The 18,817-nt window shown below is 65.9% G+C and carries 16 protein-coding genes; 10 read left to right on the top strand and 6 right to left on the bottom strand.

The features are described 5' to 3' along the window. Positions 1-36 precede the first annotated feature (36 nt). Positions 37-1,134 (top strand): class I SAM-dependent methyltransferase, encoded by a 1,098-nt coding sequence (locus D5041_RS17890; RefSeq protein WP_265285380.1) that lies wholly within the window; start codon positions 37-39, stop codon positions 1,132-1,134. On the opposite strand, the gene D5041_RS17885 is transcribed toward D5041_RS17890, so the two are convergent. After that, entirely contained in the window at positions 1,077-1,568 is a 492-nt protein-coding gene (locus tag D5041_RS17885) for a GNAT family N-acetyltransferase (RefSeq protein ID WP_265280947.1), read from the bottom strand. The two genes, D5041_RS17890 and D5041_RS17885, sit on opposite strands and share 58 nt — an antisense overlap. After that, positions 1,565-1,837, bottom strand: a complete 273-nt coding sequence (locus tag D5041_RS17880) for a type II toxin-antitoxin system TacA family antitoxin (RefSeq protein WP_265280946.1) — start codon at positions 1,835-1,837, stop codon at positions 1,565-1,567. Before D5041_RS17880 ends, D5041_RS17885 begins: the two co-directional genes overlap by 4 nt. Before the next feature lie 200 nt (positions 1,838-2,037). On the opposite strand from D5041_RS17880, the gene D5041_RS17875 reads away from it, so the two are divergent. The 3 genes from D5041_RS17875 to pehA all read left to right on the top strand — a co-directional run bounded on the left by D5041_RS17875 (position 2,038) and on the right by pehA (position 6,300). Further along, complete coding sequence (locus tag D5041_RS17875) at positions 2,038-3,693, top strand: ABC transporter substrate-binding protein (RefSeq protein ID WP_265258885.1); 1,656 nt, start codon at positions 2,038-2,040, stop codon at positions 3,691-3,693. Then, complete coding sequence (locus tag D5041_RS17870; protein WP_265285379.1) at positions 3,690-4,670, top strand: ABC transporter ATP-binding protein; 981 nt, start codon at positions 3,690-3,692, stop codon at positions 4,668-4,670. Before D5041_RS17875 ends, D5041_RS17870 begins: the two co-directional genes overlap by 4 nt. 91 nt (positions 4,671-4,761) lie before the next feature. After that, complete coding sequence (gene pehA / locus D5041_RS17865) at positions 4,762-6,300, top strand: phosphoric/sulfuric ester hydrolase PehA (RefSeq protein ID WP_265285378.1); 1,539 nt, start codon at positions 4,762-4,764, stop codon at positions 6,298-6,300. A gap of 30 nt (positions 6,301-6,330) precedes the next feature. On the opposite strand, the gene D5041_RS17860 is transcribed toward pehA, so the two are convergent. After that, positions 6,331-8,979, bottom strand: coding sequence for a [protein-PII] uridylyltransferase (locus tag D5041_RS17860; RefSeq protein WP_265285377.1), 2,649 nt, complete (start codon positions 8,977-8,979; stop codon positions 6,331-6,333). Positions 8,980-9,395: 416 nt separating this feature from the next. On the opposite strand from D5041_RS17860, the gene D5041_RS17855 reads away from it, so the two are divergent. The 6 genes from D5041_RS17855 to D5041_RS22190 are packed head-to-tail and all read left to right on the top strand — an operon-like array spanning position 9,396 to position 16,674. Then, positions 9,396-10,970 carry an ABC transporter substrate-binding protein gene (locus D5041_RS17855; RefSeq protein ID WP_010103622.1) on the top strand — a complete coding sequence of 525 codons (1,575 nt, stop codon included), beginning with the start codon at positions 9,396-9,398 and terminating at the stop codon, positions 10,968-10,970. A 3-nt stretch (positions 10,971-10,973) separates the two neighbouring features. Then, positions 10,974-11,951 carry an ABC transporter permease gene (locus tag D5041_RS17850; protein WP_265285376.1) on the top strand — a complete coding sequence of 326 codons (978 nt, stop codon included), beginning with the start codon at positions 10,974-10,976 and terminating at the stop codon, positions 11,949-11,951. Beyond that, complete coding sequence (locus D5041_RS17845) at positions 11,948-12,775, top strand: ABC transporter permease (protein ID WP_265285375.1); 828 nt, start codon at positions 11,948-11,950, stop codon at positions 12,773-12,775. Before D5041_RS17850 ends, D5041_RS17845 begins: the two co-directional genes overlap by 4 nt. Beyond that, positions 12,768-14,396 carry an ABC transporter ATP-binding protein gene (locus D5041_RS17840; RefSeq protein WP_265285374.1) on the top strand — a complete coding sequence of 543 codons (1,629 nt, stop codon included), beginning with the start codon at positions 12,768-12,770 and terminating at the stop codon, positions 14,394-14,396. Before D5041_RS17845 ends, D5041_RS17840 begins: the two co-directional genes overlap by 8 nt. A gap of 23 nt (positions 14,397-14,419) precedes the next feature. After that, entirely contained in the window at positions 14,420-16,408 is a 1,989-nt protein-coding gene (locus tag D5041_RS17835; RefSeq protein WP_265285373.1) for a CocE/NonD family hydrolase, read from the top strand. Continuing rightward, positions 16,408-16,674: a transposase DNA-binding-containing protein gene (locus tag D5041_RS22190; RefSeq protein WP_407702299.1), complete on the top strand. Its 267-nt coding sequence runs from the start codon at positions 16,408-16,410 to the stop codon at positions 16,672-16,674. The genes D5041_RS17835 and D5041_RS22190 overlap by 1 nt, the downstream gene beginning before the upstream one ends. Here the strand turns inward: D5041_RS22190 and D5041_RS17830 are convergent. From D5041_RS17830 to D5041_RS17820, 3 genes are read right to left on the bottom strand one after another with little or no spacing between them, the layout of a single operon-like run. Further along, positions 16,571-17,092: a lytic transglycosylase domain-containing protein gene (locus tag D5041_RS17830; RefSeq protein WP_010100082.1), complete on the bottom strand. Its 522-nt coding sequence runs from the start codon at positions 17,090-17,092 to the stop codon at positions 16,571-16,573. The genes D5041_RS22190 and D5041_RS17830 overlap by 104 nt on opposite strands. Beyond that, complete coding sequence (locus D5041_RS17825) at positions 17,089-17,664, bottom strand: S26 family signal peptidase (RefSeq protein ID WP_265258875.1); 576 nt, start codon at positions 17,662-17,664, stop codon at positions 17,089-17,091. The genes D5041_RS17830 and D5041_RS17825 overlap by 4 nt, the downstream gene beginning before the upstream one ends. Beyond that, positions 17,661-18,719 carry an IS630 family transposase gene (locus tag D5041_RS17820; protein WP_265285372.1) on the bottom strand — a complete coding sequence of 353 codons (1,059 nt, stop codon included), beginning with the start codon at positions 18,717-18,719 and terminating at the stop codon, positions 17,661-17,663. The genes D5041_RS17825 and D5041_RS17820 overlap by 4 nt, the downstream gene beginning before the upstream one ends. Between the last annotated feature and the right edge of the window lie 98 nt (positions 18,720-18,817).

Below are 18,817 nucleotides of genomic sequence, written 5' to 3'. Positions count from 1 at the left end.
AAGTCGGCCTGCGCCTGATTTACCGCCCATGAGGATATGGAAATGAACCTCGATACGATCCATCCCTTGCAGGGATGCTGGGATCTTGCCCTGGCCTCGGTCAAGGCCCGCGCCCTCGATGCGGCAATCCAACGGGGAATCTTCGGGTTCTTGAAGAATCCGGCGACGGCCGAAGCGCTGGCGGAGTTTGGCCGCCTGGACCCGGTGAATACCGGCCACCTGCTCGATCTGTTGTGGAGCATGGGGGTGCTCACGCGCCGCGCCGGGGTTGGAAGGGCGTGGGTGTACGGCGTCGATCCGAAACTCGCTGCCTTCCTGGTGCCGGGGGAGGAGGGGTATTGCGGTGATGCCCTGGCCCATCGCCTGCGGTCCTTGCGCCAGTTTGGCGCCCAACTACCCGGCTTGCTCGGGGCGGGGGCCCATGCGCCACAAGCGCCTCAGGCGGCGGGCTGGGCGCAGGCGGCAGAGGTGCAGATTGGCCAGGAGCAGGGTGCGGTCACCGCAGCGGCGGCGCTGGCCTGTGTCGGCCGCCTGCAGGGGTTGGGCGGCGCGCGCCGTTTTCTTGACCTGGGCGGCGGCCCGGGCAAGGTGGCCGTCGCCTTGGCGGGGGCCCATCCGCAGTGGCAGGGCGTGGTCTTCGACCTGCCGGAAACGGCAGGGGTGGCGCAGCGCATCATTCTTCGGGCCGGCCTTGGGCAGCGCCTGGAAAGCCGGGGTGGCGACATCGGGCGGGACCGGATTGGCGCAGGCTACGACCTCGTCTGGTGTTCGTCGGTGCTGCACTTTCTGCCGGAGTGGCCGGGGGTGATCGCCAAAATTCGGGATGCGTTGGTACCGGGTGGCTACTTCGTCAGCGTGCATGCCGAACTGCCATCGGAGCGGGACGCAGCGGCCCGGGTCCTGCCCTACTACCTGCCCCTGTTGATGCGCGGGCGGCGGGTTTGGCCGCAGGGCGCCATGGTCGATCGGATGCGGGAGCTTGGCTTTGAATCGATCACCTCCGCTGCGTTGTCCTACTTCCCATTGGCGCCGGCACAGGTGGTGATCGGACGAAGGCAAGTCCCCCGGACCGGCCATCAGGCCGAATGCGCGAAACGCAGCATCAGCGTCATGGGATGCAGCGGCGATGCTTGAAAGCCATAGTGCCCATAGAACTGTTTTGCCCGATCGTTCAAGGCATGGACCAACAGGGCACGAACCCCGGCGTTCTGTGCGACAGCCAGCGTGCGCGCCACGGCATCGCGAAGCAAAGCGGCTCCCAGCTGGATGCCATGGACGCGCTGATCGACAGCGAGTCTGGTCAGAACCATGACCGGGACAGGGCCCCGCATGTTGCGTCGAACGGCGCTGGTGGCTTCCAAGTGCGAGACAGCGCCTGCGGCCAAGGCGTAGTAGCCGAGAACGCGGCCGCTCGCATCAGCCACGACAAAAGTACGGCTGGCCCCTCTCTGGTGGTTGCTCAGCGCGCGGCGCTTGAGCCAATCGTCGAGTGTGGCTTCACCGCATTCGAACTGACTGAGTTGGTGCGTCCCTGCCAGCGGTTGCGGGGAGGAAAGCGGCACGCTCATGCCGGGTCAGTGGCCCACGGAGCTTGGACGGCCATCAGTCGCTCAAGGCCGGGATTGGCGCTTGGCGGCGCATCGAGCATGGCCGAGAACTGCTGGAACCGATCACCATCCAGCCCGAAAAAAACCTGGTCGAGCGCAACCGTCTGCGCGCGCTCACAGGCGGCCTCCAGCATGAAATCAGACCGGCTCTTGCCCAGCAGGCTGGCGGCATGGTCAATCAAGTCGCGCTGCTCGGGCAGGGCGCGCAGGTTGATGGCAGCGTCGCGCATGGCACCTCCAAAAACGAATACACCGCGCAGCTTACATGGCCGTATATCTGTTGTCAACACGCGAGAGAGGAGGCAATCATTTCGTCGACCAGTGAACCGGGCGAGGAAGCAGGAAATCAGCTTGATGAAACAGCCTTCAAACTGCCTTCATCCCGACATTTTTGCTTTCGACAATCCAGGGGGCAACACGGAGAAGACCCATGACGACAAGCTTGTTGGGCAGATCGATGGCGAGCGCCATCGTCTGCACGCTCATGACCGCGGCGGCGCTGGCCCAGACGGACGCGCGCCCGGTACTCAGAATCGCCGTCCAGCAAGTGACGACCAACGGGACGCTGACCCCTTTGCGCGAACAAAGCAATGTGGGGTCGCGCGTCTTCCCCATGATCTACGCGAACCTGATCGAACTCCAGCGGCAGGGCGACTTGTCGCTCCAGCCGAGCCTGGCCACCGCGTGGAAGCGCATCGACGAGCGCACCGTGGAGCTCCGGCTGCGCCGGGGCGTGAAGTTTCACAACGGCGACGAGATGACCGCGGAAGACGTGGCCTTCAGCTTCGGCCCCGAGCACATGTTTGCCGCGACCGCGCCGCTGCGCGCCGGGCAGGAGACCCGCACCATCCAGACCGACGCCTCTGCCACGGGCGCGCCGCCTGCGGGCAAGGCGTTGGAACTGCCGCATGAAGTGCCGGCCGTCGCCCGGCGCCTGTGGCCGTCGCTGGAGCGGGTCCAGGTCGTCGACAAGTACACCGTGCGCTTCGTGAACGCCGTTCCCGACGTCACGCTCGAGGGCCGCATCGCGCGCTCCGGGTCGGAGATCATTTCCAAGCGCGCCTTCCTCGCCGCCAAGGATTGGGCCTCCTGGGCGCTCAACCCGGTCTCCGCAGGCCCTTACAAGGTCAAGGAATTCCGGCGCGACAACGTGCTGGTCCTGGCCGCGCACGATGCCTACTACGGCGGCAAGCCCCCGGTGCGCGAGCTGCGCTATCAGGTGGTCCCCGAGGTCTCCGGGCGGGTCGCCGGTTTGCTCAGCGGCGAATACGATTTCGTGACCGACATCCCCCCGGACCAGATCAGGACCATCGAGGCGAATCCGAAGTTTGAAGTCGTCGGCGGTCCCGTGCTGAACCATCGGTTGATCGCCTTTGACAAGCACCATCCGCAGTTGGCAAACCCGAAAATCCGTTTGGCGATGGCCCACGCCATCGACCGCGACGCCATCGTCCGTGCGCTCTGGGCGGACCGGACCAGCGTTCCCGCCGGTTTGCAGTGGGAGTATTACGGCCCCATGTTCCAAAAGGACTGGAGCGTTCCGCGCTACGACCCCAAGCTGGCCGCCCGGCTGATCCAGGAAGCGGGCTACAAGGGCGAGCCCATTCCGTTTCGCGTGCTGAACAACTACTACACGAACCAGGTGCAAACGGCGCAGATTCTGGTGGAGATGTGGCGCGCAGTCGGTCTGAACGTCGAACTGCAAATGAAGGAGAACTGGCAGCAGATCTTCGATCGCAGCGCGCCCCGGGGGCTGCGCGATTGGTCGAATTCCGCGCCCTTCAACGACCCCGTGGGCTCGATCATCAACAACCACGGACCCAACGGTCAGCAGCAGCAAATGGGTGAATGGTCGAACGACGAGTTCAACACGCTGTCGAGCCTGCTGGAGAGTTCCGCCGACATGGCGCGCCGCAGCCGTGTTTTCCGCCGCATGCTGGAAATCGCCGAACGCGAGGACCCGGCCTACATCGTTCTGCACCGCAATGCGGCGTTCTACGGCAAGCGCCGGGACATCGGCTGGACATGGTCCCCGACGTTCGCCATGGACTTTCGCGCCGACAACCTGCACCTGCCCAAGAAATGAAAACTCCGCACAGCGCCACAGCCGCATTGCTGTCGATCCGCAACCTGCGCGTCGCATTCGACACCGCGGGAGTCCAGGTTCCCGTCCTGCACGGCGTCGATCTGGATATCTACCCGGGGGAGTCGCTGGGCATCGTGGGCGAGTCGGGTTGCGGCAAGAGCGTGACCTGGCTCGCCGTTCTGGGTCTGCTCGGCGCACGCGCGCAGGTCAGCGGGGCGGTGCATCTGCGCGGCGAGCCGCTGCATACGCTGTCCGGCGACGCCCTGGCGCCGGTGCGCGGCAAGCGCATTGCGATGATCTTCCAGGACCCCGCGTCCGCGCTGAATCCGGTGCAGCGCATCGGCCGCCAATTGATGGAGTCGCTGGCGCTGCACCGCGCCTTGCGCGGCACGGCGGCCCGGGCAGAGGCGCTGCGCCTGCTCGACCGGGTGCAGATTCCGAACGCCGGACGCTGCCTGGATGCGTACCCGCACACCTTGTCGGGCGGGATGAACCAGCGCGCGATGATCGCCATGGCGCTCGCGGGCGAGCCCGAGCTATTGGTCGCCGACGAACCCACGACGGCGCTGGACGCCACGATACAGGCGCAGATTCTGGCGCTGCTGGCCGAAATCCGGGACGACAGCGGCATGGCGCTGGCGCTGATCTCGCACGATCTGGGGGTGATCGCCAGCCTGTGCGAGCGGGTGCTGGTGATGTACGCGGGCCACGTCGTCGAGCAGGCCCCGCGCCAGCGCCTGTTTCAGCACCCGGGCCATCCTTACACGCAGGGGCTGCTGGCAGCGCTGCCCGACCTGCACCGGGCGCCCGAACGGCTGCTCTCCATGGCCGGCAGCGTTCCCGAGCCGGGCCGCATGCCGCGTGGTTGCAGCTTTGGTCCCCGCTGCCGGCAGTTCCAGCCCGGTTGCGCGCAGCATGTCCCCGTGCAGCGCGCCGTCGATTCCCGGCACCACGTGGCGTGCATTCAGGCTGCATGAACCCTCTGCCCGAAATCCGGAAACCCGCGCGCCATCATGGCCCGGCCGTGCAAGCCTGCGCGCCGGAAGCGCTGAAACATTGGAAAAAGCCATGAAGAAAAAGAACGTGCTGCTCATCGTCGTGGACCAGTGGCGCGGGGACTGCCTGCCCATGCTCGGGCACCCGGTGGTCGAGACGCCGCATATCGCCGCGCTGGCCGCGGAAGGCGTCACCTTCAAGCGCCACTACACCCAGGCCGTTCCCTGCGGCCCGGGCCGCGCCAGCCTGCTGACCGGCCTGTACATGATGAACCACCGGGCGGTTCAGAACACCATCCCGCTCGACGCGCGCCACACGAATCTCGCGCTCGAACTGCGCAAGGCCGGCTACGACCCGGCGCTGGTCGGCTACACCACCACCACCCCCGACCCGCGCGTGACCGCGCACGCGGACCCGCGCTTTACCGTGCTCGGCGCCGACATGCAGGGCTGGCGGCCCGTCGGCTCCTGGGGCCTGAAGATGGAGGCCTATTTCTCGTGGCTCGCTGCGCAGGGCTACAGCCTGCCCGGGAACCCCTGGGACATCTGGCTGCCGCAGGACCTGGACCCCGACGAGATCGGCGCGAGCCGCAAGCCAAGCCGCATCCCCGCGCGTCTGTCGGACACGACCTGGTTCACCGAGCGCGGAATCGATTACCTGCGCAGCGCGCGCAACAAGCCCTGGTTTCTGCACCTGGGCTACTGGCGGCCGCACCCGCCGTTCATTGCCCCCGCGCCCTACCACGCGATGTACGACCCCGCACGCTGCCCTTCCCCCGTGCGCGCGGCCAGCGCGCGGGCCGAGGCGCAGCAGCACCCCTTGCTGCGTTACTACGTGGAAAACATTCAGCGCAACAGCTTTTTCCAAAACGGCCAGGGCCTGGGCAGCGCGATGGACGACGCCGAGGTGCGCCAGATGCGCGCGACCTACTATGGCCTGATGCGCGAAATTGACGACCAGCTCGGCCGGGTCTTCGGCTACCTCAAGGAAACGGGCCAGTGGGACGACACCCTGATCGTTCTGACCAGCGACCACGGCGAGCAACTCGGCGACCACCACCTGCTGGGCAAGGTCGGCTACTTCGACCAGAGCTACCACATCCCGATGCTCGTCCGCGACCCCTCGCGCGCGGCCGACGGCACGCGCGGCACGCTGGTGGATCACTTCACCGAGGCCGTAGACACCATGCCGACCCTGCTCGACTGGCTGGGGCGGCCCACGCCCCGGGCCTGCGACGGCCGCTCGCTGCTGCCCTTCGTTCGGGAAGGCGCAGCCCCTGCGCGCTGGCGCACCGAGGTCCACTACGAATACGACTTCCGCGACATCTTCTATTCCCGGCCAGAAACCGCGCTCGGCCTGGAGATGGACGAATGCGCGCTGGCCGTGGTGCAGGACGCGCACTACAAATACGTGCACTTCGCCGCCAGCGCGCCCCTGTTCTTCGACCTGCGGCGCGACCCGCAGCAACTGAACAGCGTCGCCGGCCAGCCCGAATACGCCGCGCAGCAGCTGGCCTGTGCGCAAAAAATGCTCGACTGGCGCTTGCTGCACGCGGAGCGGACGTTGACCGGCTACGCCGCCTCGCCCGAGGGACTGCGCTCGCGGGGATAGGCCGGCCGCGTTTTCCCGGGGATGCGGATGTCATGCGCCTCCCGCTGCGGCCGGCTCGTGCACGCTTTCTTCATCGGACAAGGCGCGCAGCAGTTCGGTCTCGATCTGGATCCGGCGCGCATTGTTTTGCAATTCGGGGCCCTGGATCAGAAAGCTGTCTTCGACGCGCTCGCCCAGGGTGCTGACCTTGGCCAGTTGCACGCTCAGACGGTGCTGCGCCAGGACGCGCGCCACCAGATAGAGCAGGCCGGCGCGGTCGCTGGCGGAGATCGTGAGCAGCCAGCGCTGCGCTTTCTCGTCGGGTTGCAGGCCCACCCGCGGAGCCACCGGAAAGCTCTTCACGCGGCGCGAGACCCGCTTGCGCGCGGGCTCGGAGAGCGGGCCGCCGGCTTCGATGAGGCGCGTCAGATCGCTTTCGACCATCTGCGTGAGTTCGCGGTAATGCCCCGGCTGCGACGACGCCACGACCTGAAAGGTGTCGAGCGCATAACCGTTGCTTGCGGTGTGCACGCGCGCGTCCAGGATGCTGAAACCCGCGCGGTCGAAGTAACTGCAGATGCGCGCGAAGAGGTCGGCCTGGTCTGCTGTGTAGACCATCGCTTGCAGTCCGTCGCCAGCCAGCGAGGGGCGCGCGCGCACCACCGGTTTCGCGGCCCCCACGTGGCGCGAGAGGTGGCGCGCGTGCCAGGCGATGTCCGCGGCGTCGTGGCGCATGAAGTAGCTCACGCCGAGCGTCGCCCACAGCGCCTTGTGCGCGTCGAACGGCTGCGCGTCGAGCGCCAGCAGCACCAGCGCTTCGCGCTTGCGCGCCTCGATTTCGGTTGCGGCGTCGGGCACCCGGCCGCCCAGCGCGCGCAGCGTGGCCCGGTACAGGTCTTCGAGCAGCTTGCCCTTCCAGGCGTTCCAGACCTTCGGGCTGGTGCCCCGGATATCGGCCACGGTGAGCAGGTACAGCGCGGTCAGGTTGCGTTCGTCGCCCATCCGGTGCGCAAACGCGGCGATCACGTCCGGGTCGCTCAGGTCCTGCTTTTGCGCGACGGTGCTCATGGTCAGGTGTTCGCGCACCAGAAATTCGATGCGCCGGGCGTCGTCCCGGTGCACGCCATGCTGGTGGCAAAAGCGCCGCACCTCGGCGGCGCCGATTTGCGAATGGTCGCCGCCGCGGCCCTTGCCGATGTCGTGGAACAGCGCTGCGACGTACAGAACCCAGGGCTTGTCCCAGTCGCCCGCGAGCTGCGAGCAAAACGGGTACTCGTGCGCGTGCTCGGCGATGAAGAAGCGGCGCACGTTGCGCAGCACCATCAGGATGTGCTGGTCTACCGTGTAGACATGGAACAGGTCGTGCTGCATCTGCCCGACGATGCGGCGAAACGGCCACAGGTAGCGCCCGAGCACCGAGGTCTGGTTCATGAGCCGCATCGCGTGCGTGATTCCCGAGGGTTGTTGCAGGATGCGCATGAACGCGCTGCGGTTCACCGGGTCGCGCCGGAACGCGCTGTCCATCACGCTGCGCGCGTTGTAGAGCGCGCGCAGCGTGCGCGCCGACAGGTCCCCGAGCCCCGGCGTTGTCTGGTAGAGCAAAAAGGTCTCCAGGATCGCGTGCGGGTCGCGCGTGTACAAATCGTCGCCGGCCACTTCGATGCGGCCGGCCTTCTCGAAGAAGCGTGCATTCAGCGGGCGCGGCGCGTGGGTTGACGGGCTCAGCCGCTCCTCGATGTTCAGCAGCAGGATCTGGTTCAGCTGCGACACCGCCTTCGCCGCCCAGTAGTAGCGGCGCATCAGGGTTTCGCTGGCGCGCATCGGCAGGCGCGTGCCATCGGGCGCCTGCGAGCGGTAGCCAAAGGATTCGGCAACGGCCGTTTGCAGGTCAAACACCAGCCGATCCTCGCGCCGGCCCGCAGCCGCGTGCAGGCGCGCGCGGATCAGGCACAGCAGCGCCTCGTTGTGCTCGATCTGGCGCAGTTCGAAGGCGGTCGCGATGCCGTTCGCGGCCAGCGCCTTCCAGTGGCTGCCCAGGCCCGCAGCCTGCGCTACCCACAGGATCATCTGCAGGTCCCGCAGCCCGCCCGGCGATTCCTTGCAATTCGGTTCGAGCGCGTAAGGGGTGTTCTCGTACTTGGTGTGGCGCTGGCGCATCTCCAGTGTCTTGGCCAGCACAAAGGCCGCGGGGTTCATCTGCGCACGGTACTGGTGCTGAAATTGGCCGAACAGCGCCGCGCTGCCGCAGAGCAGGCGCGACTCGAGCAGGGAGGTCTGCACCGTGACGTCGCCGGCACTCTCGGCCAGGCATTCGGCCACGGTGCGCACGCTCGATCCGATCTCCAGCCCCGCGTCCCAGCAGCTGCCGATAAAGCCTTCGAGCCGGGAGTGCAGCTCGGGCACCACGGCATCGGGCAACAACAGCAGGACATCGACGTCGGAGCAGGGAAACAACTGCCCGCGCCCGAAGCCCCCCACCGCGACCAGGGCCATCTCGTCGGGCAAGCGGGCGCGCTGCCACAGCGTTTGCAGCAGATCGCCGGCCAGCGTTGACAGTTTGCGCAGCAATGCGCGGATACCGCGCGCGGACGCGCCCGTGGATTGCATCGCCGTGAGCAGCGCGGCCTTGTCGCGGCGGTAGGCGTCGCGCAGCGCATGGAGTTCGGTCATCGTCGTGGGGTACGCAGGGAGGTGGGCCATGCCGGTGTCTCGAATGATGCCTAATCAGACCGCAGAGGGTGTAGGTGAAATGTTCCATGGAACCAGCCAGAGGCCACGGCGGCCCCGTTTCGACGCGCCCGCATGATGCGGCAAAATATGCGGGCTAGGGAAATTACCTGGGCAGCGCGCGGAAGTCTGGGCTATGCTGCTGCAAGCAGCAGCGGCACGGTTCTTGCACATTATGGTCCTCCGAATGTGGCACTGGCGCTGTTCCGGATGGGCGATGCGTCTGCCGCATGCAGCGTTCACGCGCCCATCCCGCGACACAATGCGCCCGTGACCGACCGGGCCGCGACAAAATAACCCGATTGAATTGAAACAAAACGGGAACACAGGGAGGTGGAATTTTTCAAGAAACCAGGGCCGCGCCCTGAAAACGCGAAAAGGGAATTGCAATGACCAAATTGGACGGGAAAATGCCGGCGCAGGAAGCGACCGGTATGGATCGGCGGGAGTTCCTGGGGAGCACGGCCGCGCTGGGCCTGGCTGCAACGCTGTGCGCAACCCAGGCGCAAGCTCAGGCACCCAGGCGCGGCGGGCATCTCAAGCTCGGCATCAACGGCGGAGCCACGACCGACTCACTCGATACGGCGACCTACTCAGGCGCGGTGCTGTTCGCCATCGGCAAGACGTTTGGCGACACGCTGGTCGAGTCGCATCCGGAAACCGGCGCAGCGCTGCCGGCGCTCGCGGAGTCCTGGACCGCGACGCCTGACGCCGTGACCTGGACCTTCAAGATCCGCAAGGACGTGAAGTTCCACAACGGCAAGAAAATGACCGTCGCCGACGTGGTGGCCACGCTCAAACGCCACTGCGATGAAAAGTCCAAGTCCGGGGCGCTGGGCCTTTTGCGCGCGCTCAAGAGCATCGAAGACAGGGGCGGCGACCTGGTCATCGGCTTGACCGAGGGGAATGCCGATCTGCCGCTGATCCTGACCGACTACCACTTGATCGTCCAACCCAATGGCGGCCTGGACAACCCGGGCGCCGCCATCGGCACGGGCCCCTACATGCTGACGAATTACCAGGCCGGTGTGCGCGTCACGTTCAAGAAGAACAAGGACGACTGGCGCTCCGACCGCGGCTTCGTCGATAGCGTCGAGCTGATCGTGATGAACGACACCACGGCCCGCATTGCCGCGCTGTCGTCCGCGCAGGTGCATTTCATCAACTCGATCGAGCCGAAAACCGTCAACCTGCTCAAGCGCATGCCCACGGTCAAGATTCTGCGTTCGTCGGGCAAGGGCTTTTACTGCTTTCTTGCGCATTGCGACACCAAGCCGTTCAACAACAACGATTTGCGGCTGGCGTTGAAATATGCGATCGACCGGCAGGCGATCCTCGAGCGCATCCTCGGCGGCTACGGCACATTGGGCAATGACTACCCGATCAACAGCAACTACGCCTTGGCGCCGCAAGGCATGGAACAACGGGTCTACGACCCGGACAAGGCCGCTTTTCACTACAAGAAGTCCAGGCACGACCAGCCCCTCTTGCTGCGCACCTCGGAGGCGGCGTTCGCCGGCGCGGTCGATGCATCCGTGCTCTATCAGGAGAGCGCGAAGAAGGCCGGCATACAGATTCAGATCAAGCGCGAGCCGGACGACGGGTACTGGACCAACGTCTGGAATGTGCAGCCCTTTTCGGCGTCCTATTGGGGGGGCCGTCCGACGCAGGATGCGCGCTACGCGACGTCCTACATTTCCAGCGCCGAATGGAACGACACGCGCTTCAAGCGGCCCGACTTTGACCAGATGCTGTTGAATGCGCGGTCGGAACTTGACGACACCAGGCGCCGGGCGATCTACCAGGACATGGCCACGATGGTGCGCGATGAGGGCGGGCTGATCCTGCCGGTGTTCAACGACTACCTCAACGGGTCGGTAAAAAACCTCAAGGGCTTCGTCAGCGACATCGGCAACGACATGTCGAACGGCTATGTCGCCTCGCGCGTCTGGTTCGACGCCTGACCCATGGCGGTCATCACGCGGGCTGGCAGTCCGCTGCTCTGGATCATCTTGCGCCGGCTCGGCCTGTCCGCCGCCTTGTTGCTCGCCGTTTCGCTGATGATTTTCTGCGGCATCGAAGCGCTGCCGGGTGATTTTGCGACCACCTACCTCGGCCAGTCCGCAACGCCCGAGGCGGTGGAGAACATCCGCAGAGAACTCGGCCTCGACCGGTCCTTGAGCGCGCGCTATCTCTCCTGGCTCGGCGGCGCCGCGCAGGGTGACTTCGGGACCTCGTGGGCGAATCGCAATTCGGTCAGCGCGCAGATTGGCAACCGGCTCGGCAATTCCCTCTTCCTGGCGTTCTTCGTGGCGCTCATTGCGGTGCCCTTGGCCGTTGGCCTGGGAATGCTCGCAGTGCAGTACCGCAACCGGTTTCCGGACCGGCTCATCAGCCTGCTCTCGCTGGCCGCGATCTCGCTGCCGGAGTTCTTCATCGGCTATCTGTTCATCCTGTTTGGCGCCGTGAAATTCGGCGTCGCCCGGTTTCCGGCCACGGTCTACGACGGCATGGGCTTCGGGGAGCGCCTGTCCGTCATCGCCTTGCCGGTGGCAACGCTGGTGCTCGTGGTACTGGCGCACATGATGCGCATGACGCGCGCCGCGATCCTCAACGTCATGGAGTCGGCCTATATCGAGACGGCGCAACTCAAGGGCCTGGGCAGGTTTCGCATCATCGCCCGGCACGCTGCGCCGAATGCGGTTGCGCCCATCGCCAACGTCATCGCGCTGAACCTCGCCTACCTCGTCGTCGGCGTGGTCGTGGTCGAGGTGGTCTTCGTCTACCCCGGAATGGGCCAATACATGGTGGACGCGGTGAAGGTGCGGGACATGCCGGTCGTTCAGGCCTGCGGGCTCATCTTTGCGGCGATCTACATCCTGCTCAACATGGCGGCCGACACCGTCGCCATCGTCGCCAATCCCCGGCTCAGGCATCCGCGATGAACCTCAGGACCATCCCCGCCAGCGCCTGGATCGGCTGGATCGGCATCCTGCTGGCGCTGGCCTGCGCCATTTTCGGTCCGTGGATTGCGCCCTATGGCGAAACGGACGTCGTCGGCGCTGTCTGGTTGCCGGCGGGCGCAGACTTTCTGCTGGGCACCGACAATCTTGGCCGCGACCTGCTGTCGCGCCTGATCTACGGATCGCGCACGACGATCTTCGTGGCGCTCGCGGCCAGCATTCTTGCGTTTTCGCTGGGCATGGTCCTGGGTTTCACCGCCGCCGTCGTCGGCGGGGTCGTCGATCAGTTCCTGTCGCGATGCAACGATCTGATGATGGCGATTCCGACGCTGATCTTCGCGCTGGTCGTTCTGGCCGTGCTGCCGCAGAACCTCTGGATCCTGATCGGCGTCATGGCGATGCTCGATTCCACCCGGGTATTTCGCATCGGCCGCGCGGTCGCGCTGGACGTCGCGGTGATGGACTTCGTCGAGGCCGCGCGCCTGCGTGGCGAGGGCCGGCGCTGGATCATTTTTCGCGAAATATTGCCGAATACGCTCTCGCCCTTGCTCGCCGAGTTCGGCTTGCGCTTCGTTTTCTCCATCCTCTTTCTGTCAACCCTCTCCTTTCTTGGCCTGGGCATACAGCCGCCAGCGGCGGATTGGGGCGGCATGGTCAAGGACAACAAGGACGGGATTTTGTTCGGCGTTCCGGCTGCGCTCATTCCCGGCGTGGCCATCGCCGGGCTGGCCGTCTGCGTGAACCTCGTCGTCGATTGGCTGATGAAGCGCTCGTCCAGCCTCCGGGGGGGCCGCGGCGATGGCTGAGCTTTTGTCCGTCAGAGATCTTCGCATCGAGGCGACGAGCTACCCGCCCGGCTTGCCGCCGAAGACGGTGACGCTGGTCGATCGCGTTTCCTTCACGCTTGCCAGAGGCAAGGTCCTGGGCCTGATCGGCGAATCCGGCGCCGGCAAATCGACCATCGGACTGGCGGCGCTGGCCCATGGACGCGGCGGCGCGCGCATCACCGGCGGCGAAGTCCTGCTCGACGGCAAGAACATTCTCCAGCTCGGCATGAAAAGCCTTCGGGGGCTGCGCGGCAGCCGCGTGTGCTACGTTGCGCAGTCCGCTGCGGCGGCCTTCAACCCGGCGCATCGCCTGGGCGAGCAGCTGATCGAGGCCTCGCTGCGGCATGGCGTGATGGGCCGCGCCGACGCGCAGAAAAAGGCGCACTACCTGTTCCAGGTGCTCGGCCTGCCCGACCCGCAAACCTTTGGTGCACGCTATCCGCACCAAGTCTCCGGCGGGCAGTTGCAGCGCGCCATGACCGCCATGGCGCTGTGCCCCGGCCCGGAACTGATCGTGTTCGACGAACCGACGACCGCACTCGACGTCACCACGCAGATCGACGTGCTCGCAGCGATCAAGCACGCGATCAGGGAGACGAACACGGCGGCGCTCTACATCACGCACGATCTCGCGGTGATCGCCCAGATCGCTGACGACATCCTGGTGCTGCGCCATGGCAGGACCGTCGAATTGGGCAGCACCCGGCAGATCATCGAGGCGCCGCGCGCGGACTACACGCGGGCGCTGCTCAACGTCCGCAGCATCCGGCGCGATGAGGCGAGCGACCAGACGCATGCCCTGCTCCGGGTGGATGCGGTCAGCGCCGCCTATGGCCAGACCCGGGTATTGCAGGATGTGTCGCTGCACCTGCCCAAGGGGCAAACCCTGGCCGTGGTCGGCGAGTCCGGCTCCGGCAAATCGACCTTGGCGCGGGTGATCACCGGCCTGCTGGCGCCAACGCAGGGCACGGTGCATTTCGACGGCAAGCCCTTGTCCCCCGCATTCACCCGCCGCGCAAAGGAGGAGTTGCGCCGCATCCAGATGATCTACCAGAGCGCCGACACGGCGATGAACCCGCGCCAGACGGTGCACGACATCATCGGCCGGCCGCTGGGCTTTTATTTCGGTCTGCGCGGCGCGCGCAGGACCGCGCGGGTCAAGGAGTTGCTCGACCAGATCGAGATGGGCGAGGGGTTCGCCCACCGGTACCCCGCAGAGCTTTCGGGCGGCCAGAAGCAGCGCGTGGCGATTGCCCGTGCGCTGGCCGCGCGGCCGGAGCTGATCCTGTGCGATGAACCGACGTCGGCGCTGGACCCGCTGGTGGCGCAGGGCATTCTCACGCTGCTGCTGAAACTGCAAGCGCAAACCGGCGTCTCCTATCTGTTCATCACCCATGACATCGCGATCGTGCGTGCCATCGCCGACTCCGTGGCGGTGCTGCACCACGGACGACTCGTGCGTTTCGGGCCAAAGTCGAGCGTGCTCTCGCCCCCGCTGGACGACTATACCGAGCGGCTGCTCAAGTCCGTGCCGGAGATGGAGATAGGCTGGCTCGAGCGCATTCTCGCGAGCCGGCGCATGGACAGCGCGAGAAACTGAACCCTCTACGAACTGGATTGCGCATGACCGGGCACGCCTTTACGGTCCTTGAAAACACGTGGATTTCCCTGCGGGACGGAACACGCCTTGCCGCGCGTATCTGGATGCCCGACACCCAGGACCGCCTGCCTGCGGTGCTCGAGTACCTGCCTTATAGAAAACGCGGCGGGACCCACGCGCGGGACGAGTCCACCTACCCGGTATTTGCCGCTGCCGGCATCGTCGGTGTCCGCGTCGATATCCGGGGATCGGGCGAGAGCGACGGCGTGATCGACGGCGAGTACACGCCGCGCGAACTCTCCGACGCCGGCGAGGTCATCGCCTGGATCGCCTGCCAGCCCTGGTCAAACGGGAGCGTCGGCATGATGGGAATCTCCTGGGGCGGCTTCAACTGCCTGCAGGTGGCGGCGCTGCGGCCGCCGGCGCTCAGAGCGGTGATCTCGATCGCATCGACGGTCGATCGCTACAACGACGACATCCACTACAAAAATGGCTGCCACCTGTCGGCGCAGCTCGGCTGGGCCGCGACCATGCTGGCCTACCAATCGCGTGCGCCAGACCCGGCGCTGGTCGGCGCGCGCTGGCGTGCGATGTGGCTGGAGCGGCTCGAAGCCGAACCGTTCTTTCTGGAGGAATGGTTGACGCACCAGCGCCGCGACGGGTTTTGGAAGCACGGCTCGATCTGCGAGGACTTTGGCGCCGTGCAGGTCCCCGCGCTGGTCATCGCCGGCTGGGCTGATGGCTACCGCAACACGCCGTTCAAGGCCGCGCTCGGGCTGGGCGACAGAGCCAAGTCGGTGGTCGGCCCGTGGATTCACAAATACCCGCATTTCGCCTGGCCCAAGCCACGCTGGGATTTTCACGGCGAGGCCATTGCCTGGTGGAAGCAATGGCTGTGCAAGGAACCGACCGGCGTCGATGCCAGGCCGCAACTGCGCGCCTATATTCTGGACGGCCCCAGACCGGCTCTGCGGCGCGAGCAAGACCCGGGCTTCTGGGTCGCGAAAACGCTGTGGACCGAACCGGAGCTCGCGTCCTTCGGCATTTCGGCCGACGGCAGGCTGAGTGCGGCGACCCTCGGGCAGGGCGTAGGCAAGGTCCATCACCGCTCGCCACTGGCCACCGGAACCGCGTCGGGCGAATGGTTCACGCTCAAGCCCGACGCCGAGATGGCAGGCGACCAGCGCGGCGACGACGCCGGTTCGCTGGTGTTTGAAACCGCGCCGCTGAGCACCGCGCAAACTTTTCTCGGCCAACCAAGATTGACGCTCGATCTGTCGTCCGATGGAGAGGCGGCGAATCTCATCGTGCGCGTGGTCGACGTGCATCCCGACGGCGCTGCAACGCGCGTCTCGTTGGGTGCCATGAATCTGACCCACCGCGCGGGCAACGAGACGCCGGCGCCGCTGCCAAGGGGCGCGACGGTGCGCGCCACGCTGGAACTCGACGCATGCGGCTATCGCTTTGCGCCAGGGCATCGAATCCGGTTGGCGCTCTCGACCAGCTATTGGCCCACGGTTCTGCCGGCGCCGACCGACCCCGGCGTCACCATGGACACCGCGACCCTGACGCTCGCCATGCCGCTGCTCGGCGCGCATGAGCGCATCGACATGCCCGAGCCGGCCAACCCCGATCCGCTGCCGCGCTACAACGCACGCTCCCCGAGCGAGACACGGCGGAGCGTCGAGCGCGACCTGACGACGGGCGTGACGCGCTACACGATCTACGAGGACAGCGGCCTGTCCGAGCACCCGGACCATGGACTGGCAACCCGGGATGTCCGCGAAGAAGTTTGGTCGATCACCGAAGGCGACCCGCTGTCGATGAGCGGCGCCTGCCGCTGGGAATGCATCGCCCGGCGCGAGGACTGGGCCGTGCGCACGGTCACTACGGCAAACCTGGCCTGCAGCGCCACGCACTGGCTGAGCGCTGGTTCGGTAACGGCGTTCGAGGGCGATACGCCCATTTTCAGCAAGCGCTACGAGAAGCGCATCCCGCGCGACCTCATGTAATGCCGTCGGCCTCCAGGACCCGTATTTCCCAAGTCTGCGGCGATTGGGCCGACACCATTGGGGCCTACCGCTTCTTTGGCAATGAGGAGGTCCAGCGGGCAGGCATCCTGGGAGCGCACATCGAAAGCTTCGGTGTCCCGCATGGCGGCGCACGATCATGGCTTACTCTTTCACACGGCGGACAAACACGGTGGTTTCCGCCGTGTACGGATCGAGCACCGGCACGCGGGTCAGCGCAACACGGCCACCGATTCCATACCGGGTGAGGTAGCCATTGTTGAAACCGTTGATGAAGCTGCCCGTGTTGTAGGCAGACAAGGCGGCGCGCAAGGCGGCTTGCTCGTCGTCGTATTTGAGTCGGGCGTTCGCGTAGAACTCGGTCAGAACACGCGCCCCGGCGGCGATGTTCTTGCACGGCTCGAACATGTCCTCAACACGGTAGCCAAGCCGGGCGACGTTCGTGCTGTTCACCTGCATGAGCCCAAGGTCTACGGTGTAGCCCTGCGCGATGTACTTCTTGGCCAGTTTGGCCGCGTCGGCTGCGTCGCGCGGCGCACGCTCGAGAAAACCCTTGTTGACGTTGATGGCCAATCGATTGCCCTTGCTCTCCACCCGAATGATCTGCTGGGTGGTGGCTGGCGCGACATTCGGCGCGCAGGCCATCATCATCTCGAGGTCGATCACCGGTTTGACCTTTCTGCAACGAGGGTCATGTCGGCCGCGTCGCCGCGGATCAGGACCGGCGTCGCCCGGCCGCGCACGCTGCTGGCCACGTCCACGGGGCCGAAATAGCGGCTGTCGAAACTCCTGGCGCTGTACGTCGAGAACAACCAAACCTGGCCCGGCGCGACGATGTAGCTGCCCTCTGCCCACGCCGGGATGGTCTCGATGGCCTGGGTGTTGGGCAGGATGCGTCCGTTGACCATGGCGGGCCTGCCCGGTTGAATGCGCACACGGTCGCCCGCAACGGCTGCGACCGGTTTGAGCAGCGTGCCAGCGTGCGTGCCAGCGCAGTCGCCCGGTTCCAGATAGCCCCGGTCCGCCATGAGTTGCACGATGGGCCGGACCGGTGGGCAGACCTCGACCAACTCGCCCCGCTTGAGCGTGGCCATGTCGAGTGCTTGCACGCGCCAGAGGCCGGTCGGGGCCGAGTGCGTGAAGTTCAGGCGCAACCCGGCCGCGTGGCCGATGGGGATGACTGCGCCAACGACGACCACGGTGCCGAGGGCCGCGATGCCCAAGTGCCGTTTTTTCATGGCTGCGGATCTGCTGTGCTGCGCCGAGTCCGGGTGGCCTTGCCGAGGATGTCGCCGGCCGTGGCAGCAGTCCAGGTGAACGGCTTGGGATTCGCATTGTGCGCAGCGATGTACGTGTTGATGGCGCTCTCCACCGCGGGCACGCTGGTGAACGCGCCGCGGTGCATGAGTTCATCGCTGATGTCCCGAAAGAAGCGCTCGACCAGGTTGAGCCAGGAAAAATGGCAGGGAGTGAAGTGCAAATGAAAGCGCGGGTGCTTGGCCAGCCAGGCCATGACCGCGCAGTGCTTGTGCATGGCGTAGTGGTCCACGATCAGGTGCAGTTGCTTGTTCTTCGGCGTCTGGCGATGGATCGACTGGAGAAAGCGCAGCCACTGTGGGTGCCGGTGGAGTCGATCGGTCATCGAAATCACCTCGCCGCTCAGCATGTCCAGCGCAGCGAACAAGGTAATGGCGCCGCTGCGCCTGGAGTTGAGCGGCAGGTCCGGCTGGGTCCGGTCGAGCGCCTGAATCTGCATTTTCTCGTCGCAGCAAAGCACCAGCGCCTGCTCGGGCGGATTCAGGAACAGACTCACGATGTCCTCCAACTTCTCGGCGGAGCGGGGAACGTTGGCGGGTTTGAAGGATTTGACCCGGTGGGGTCTGAGCCCATGCGCGCGCCAGATGCGGGCCACAGTGGATGCGCTGACACCGCAATGAGCGGCCATGGTGCGCGTGCTCCAACGCGTCGAGCCTTCGGGGGTTTCCTTGCGTGTGCTGCGAATCACTTGCTCGACGTTCGCCTCTTCGCGCGCCGTGCGCGGGCGCCCCGTGCGCGTGGCGTCCTGCAACAGGCCATCTACGCCGGCGGCCAGAAAGCGTGCCCGCCAGCGCGCTACCACGCGGCGGTCGATGTTGAACTGGGCGGCGATGTCCTTGTCCTGCATTCCCTGTGCCGCCTGCAGCACGATGCGAATGCGCATCTGGACACGCGCATTGATGCGCTCGCGGTTGGAAAGAATTCGTAGATGTCGATCATCGTCGGCACACAACAGAACTGGCGTGGCAACCCGCATGGCATGGTCCTCCATGCGCTGTACGAGGCCAAGCCAAAATATAAGTTCCGTGATTTATGGTGCCCGGCGTCTGCACCAAAACGCCATGGCCTGAAAGT

This window comes from Verminephrobacter aporrectodeae subsp. tuberculatae, assembly GCF_026127385.1.
GTDB classification, from domain to species: Bacteria; Pseudomonadota; Gammaproteobacteria; order Burkholderiales; family Burkholderiaceae_C; genus Acidovorax; species Acidovorax aporrectodeae.
Note: the sequence above shows the minus strand (reverse complement) of the source record. Positions and strands in the feature narration are given on the sequence as shown.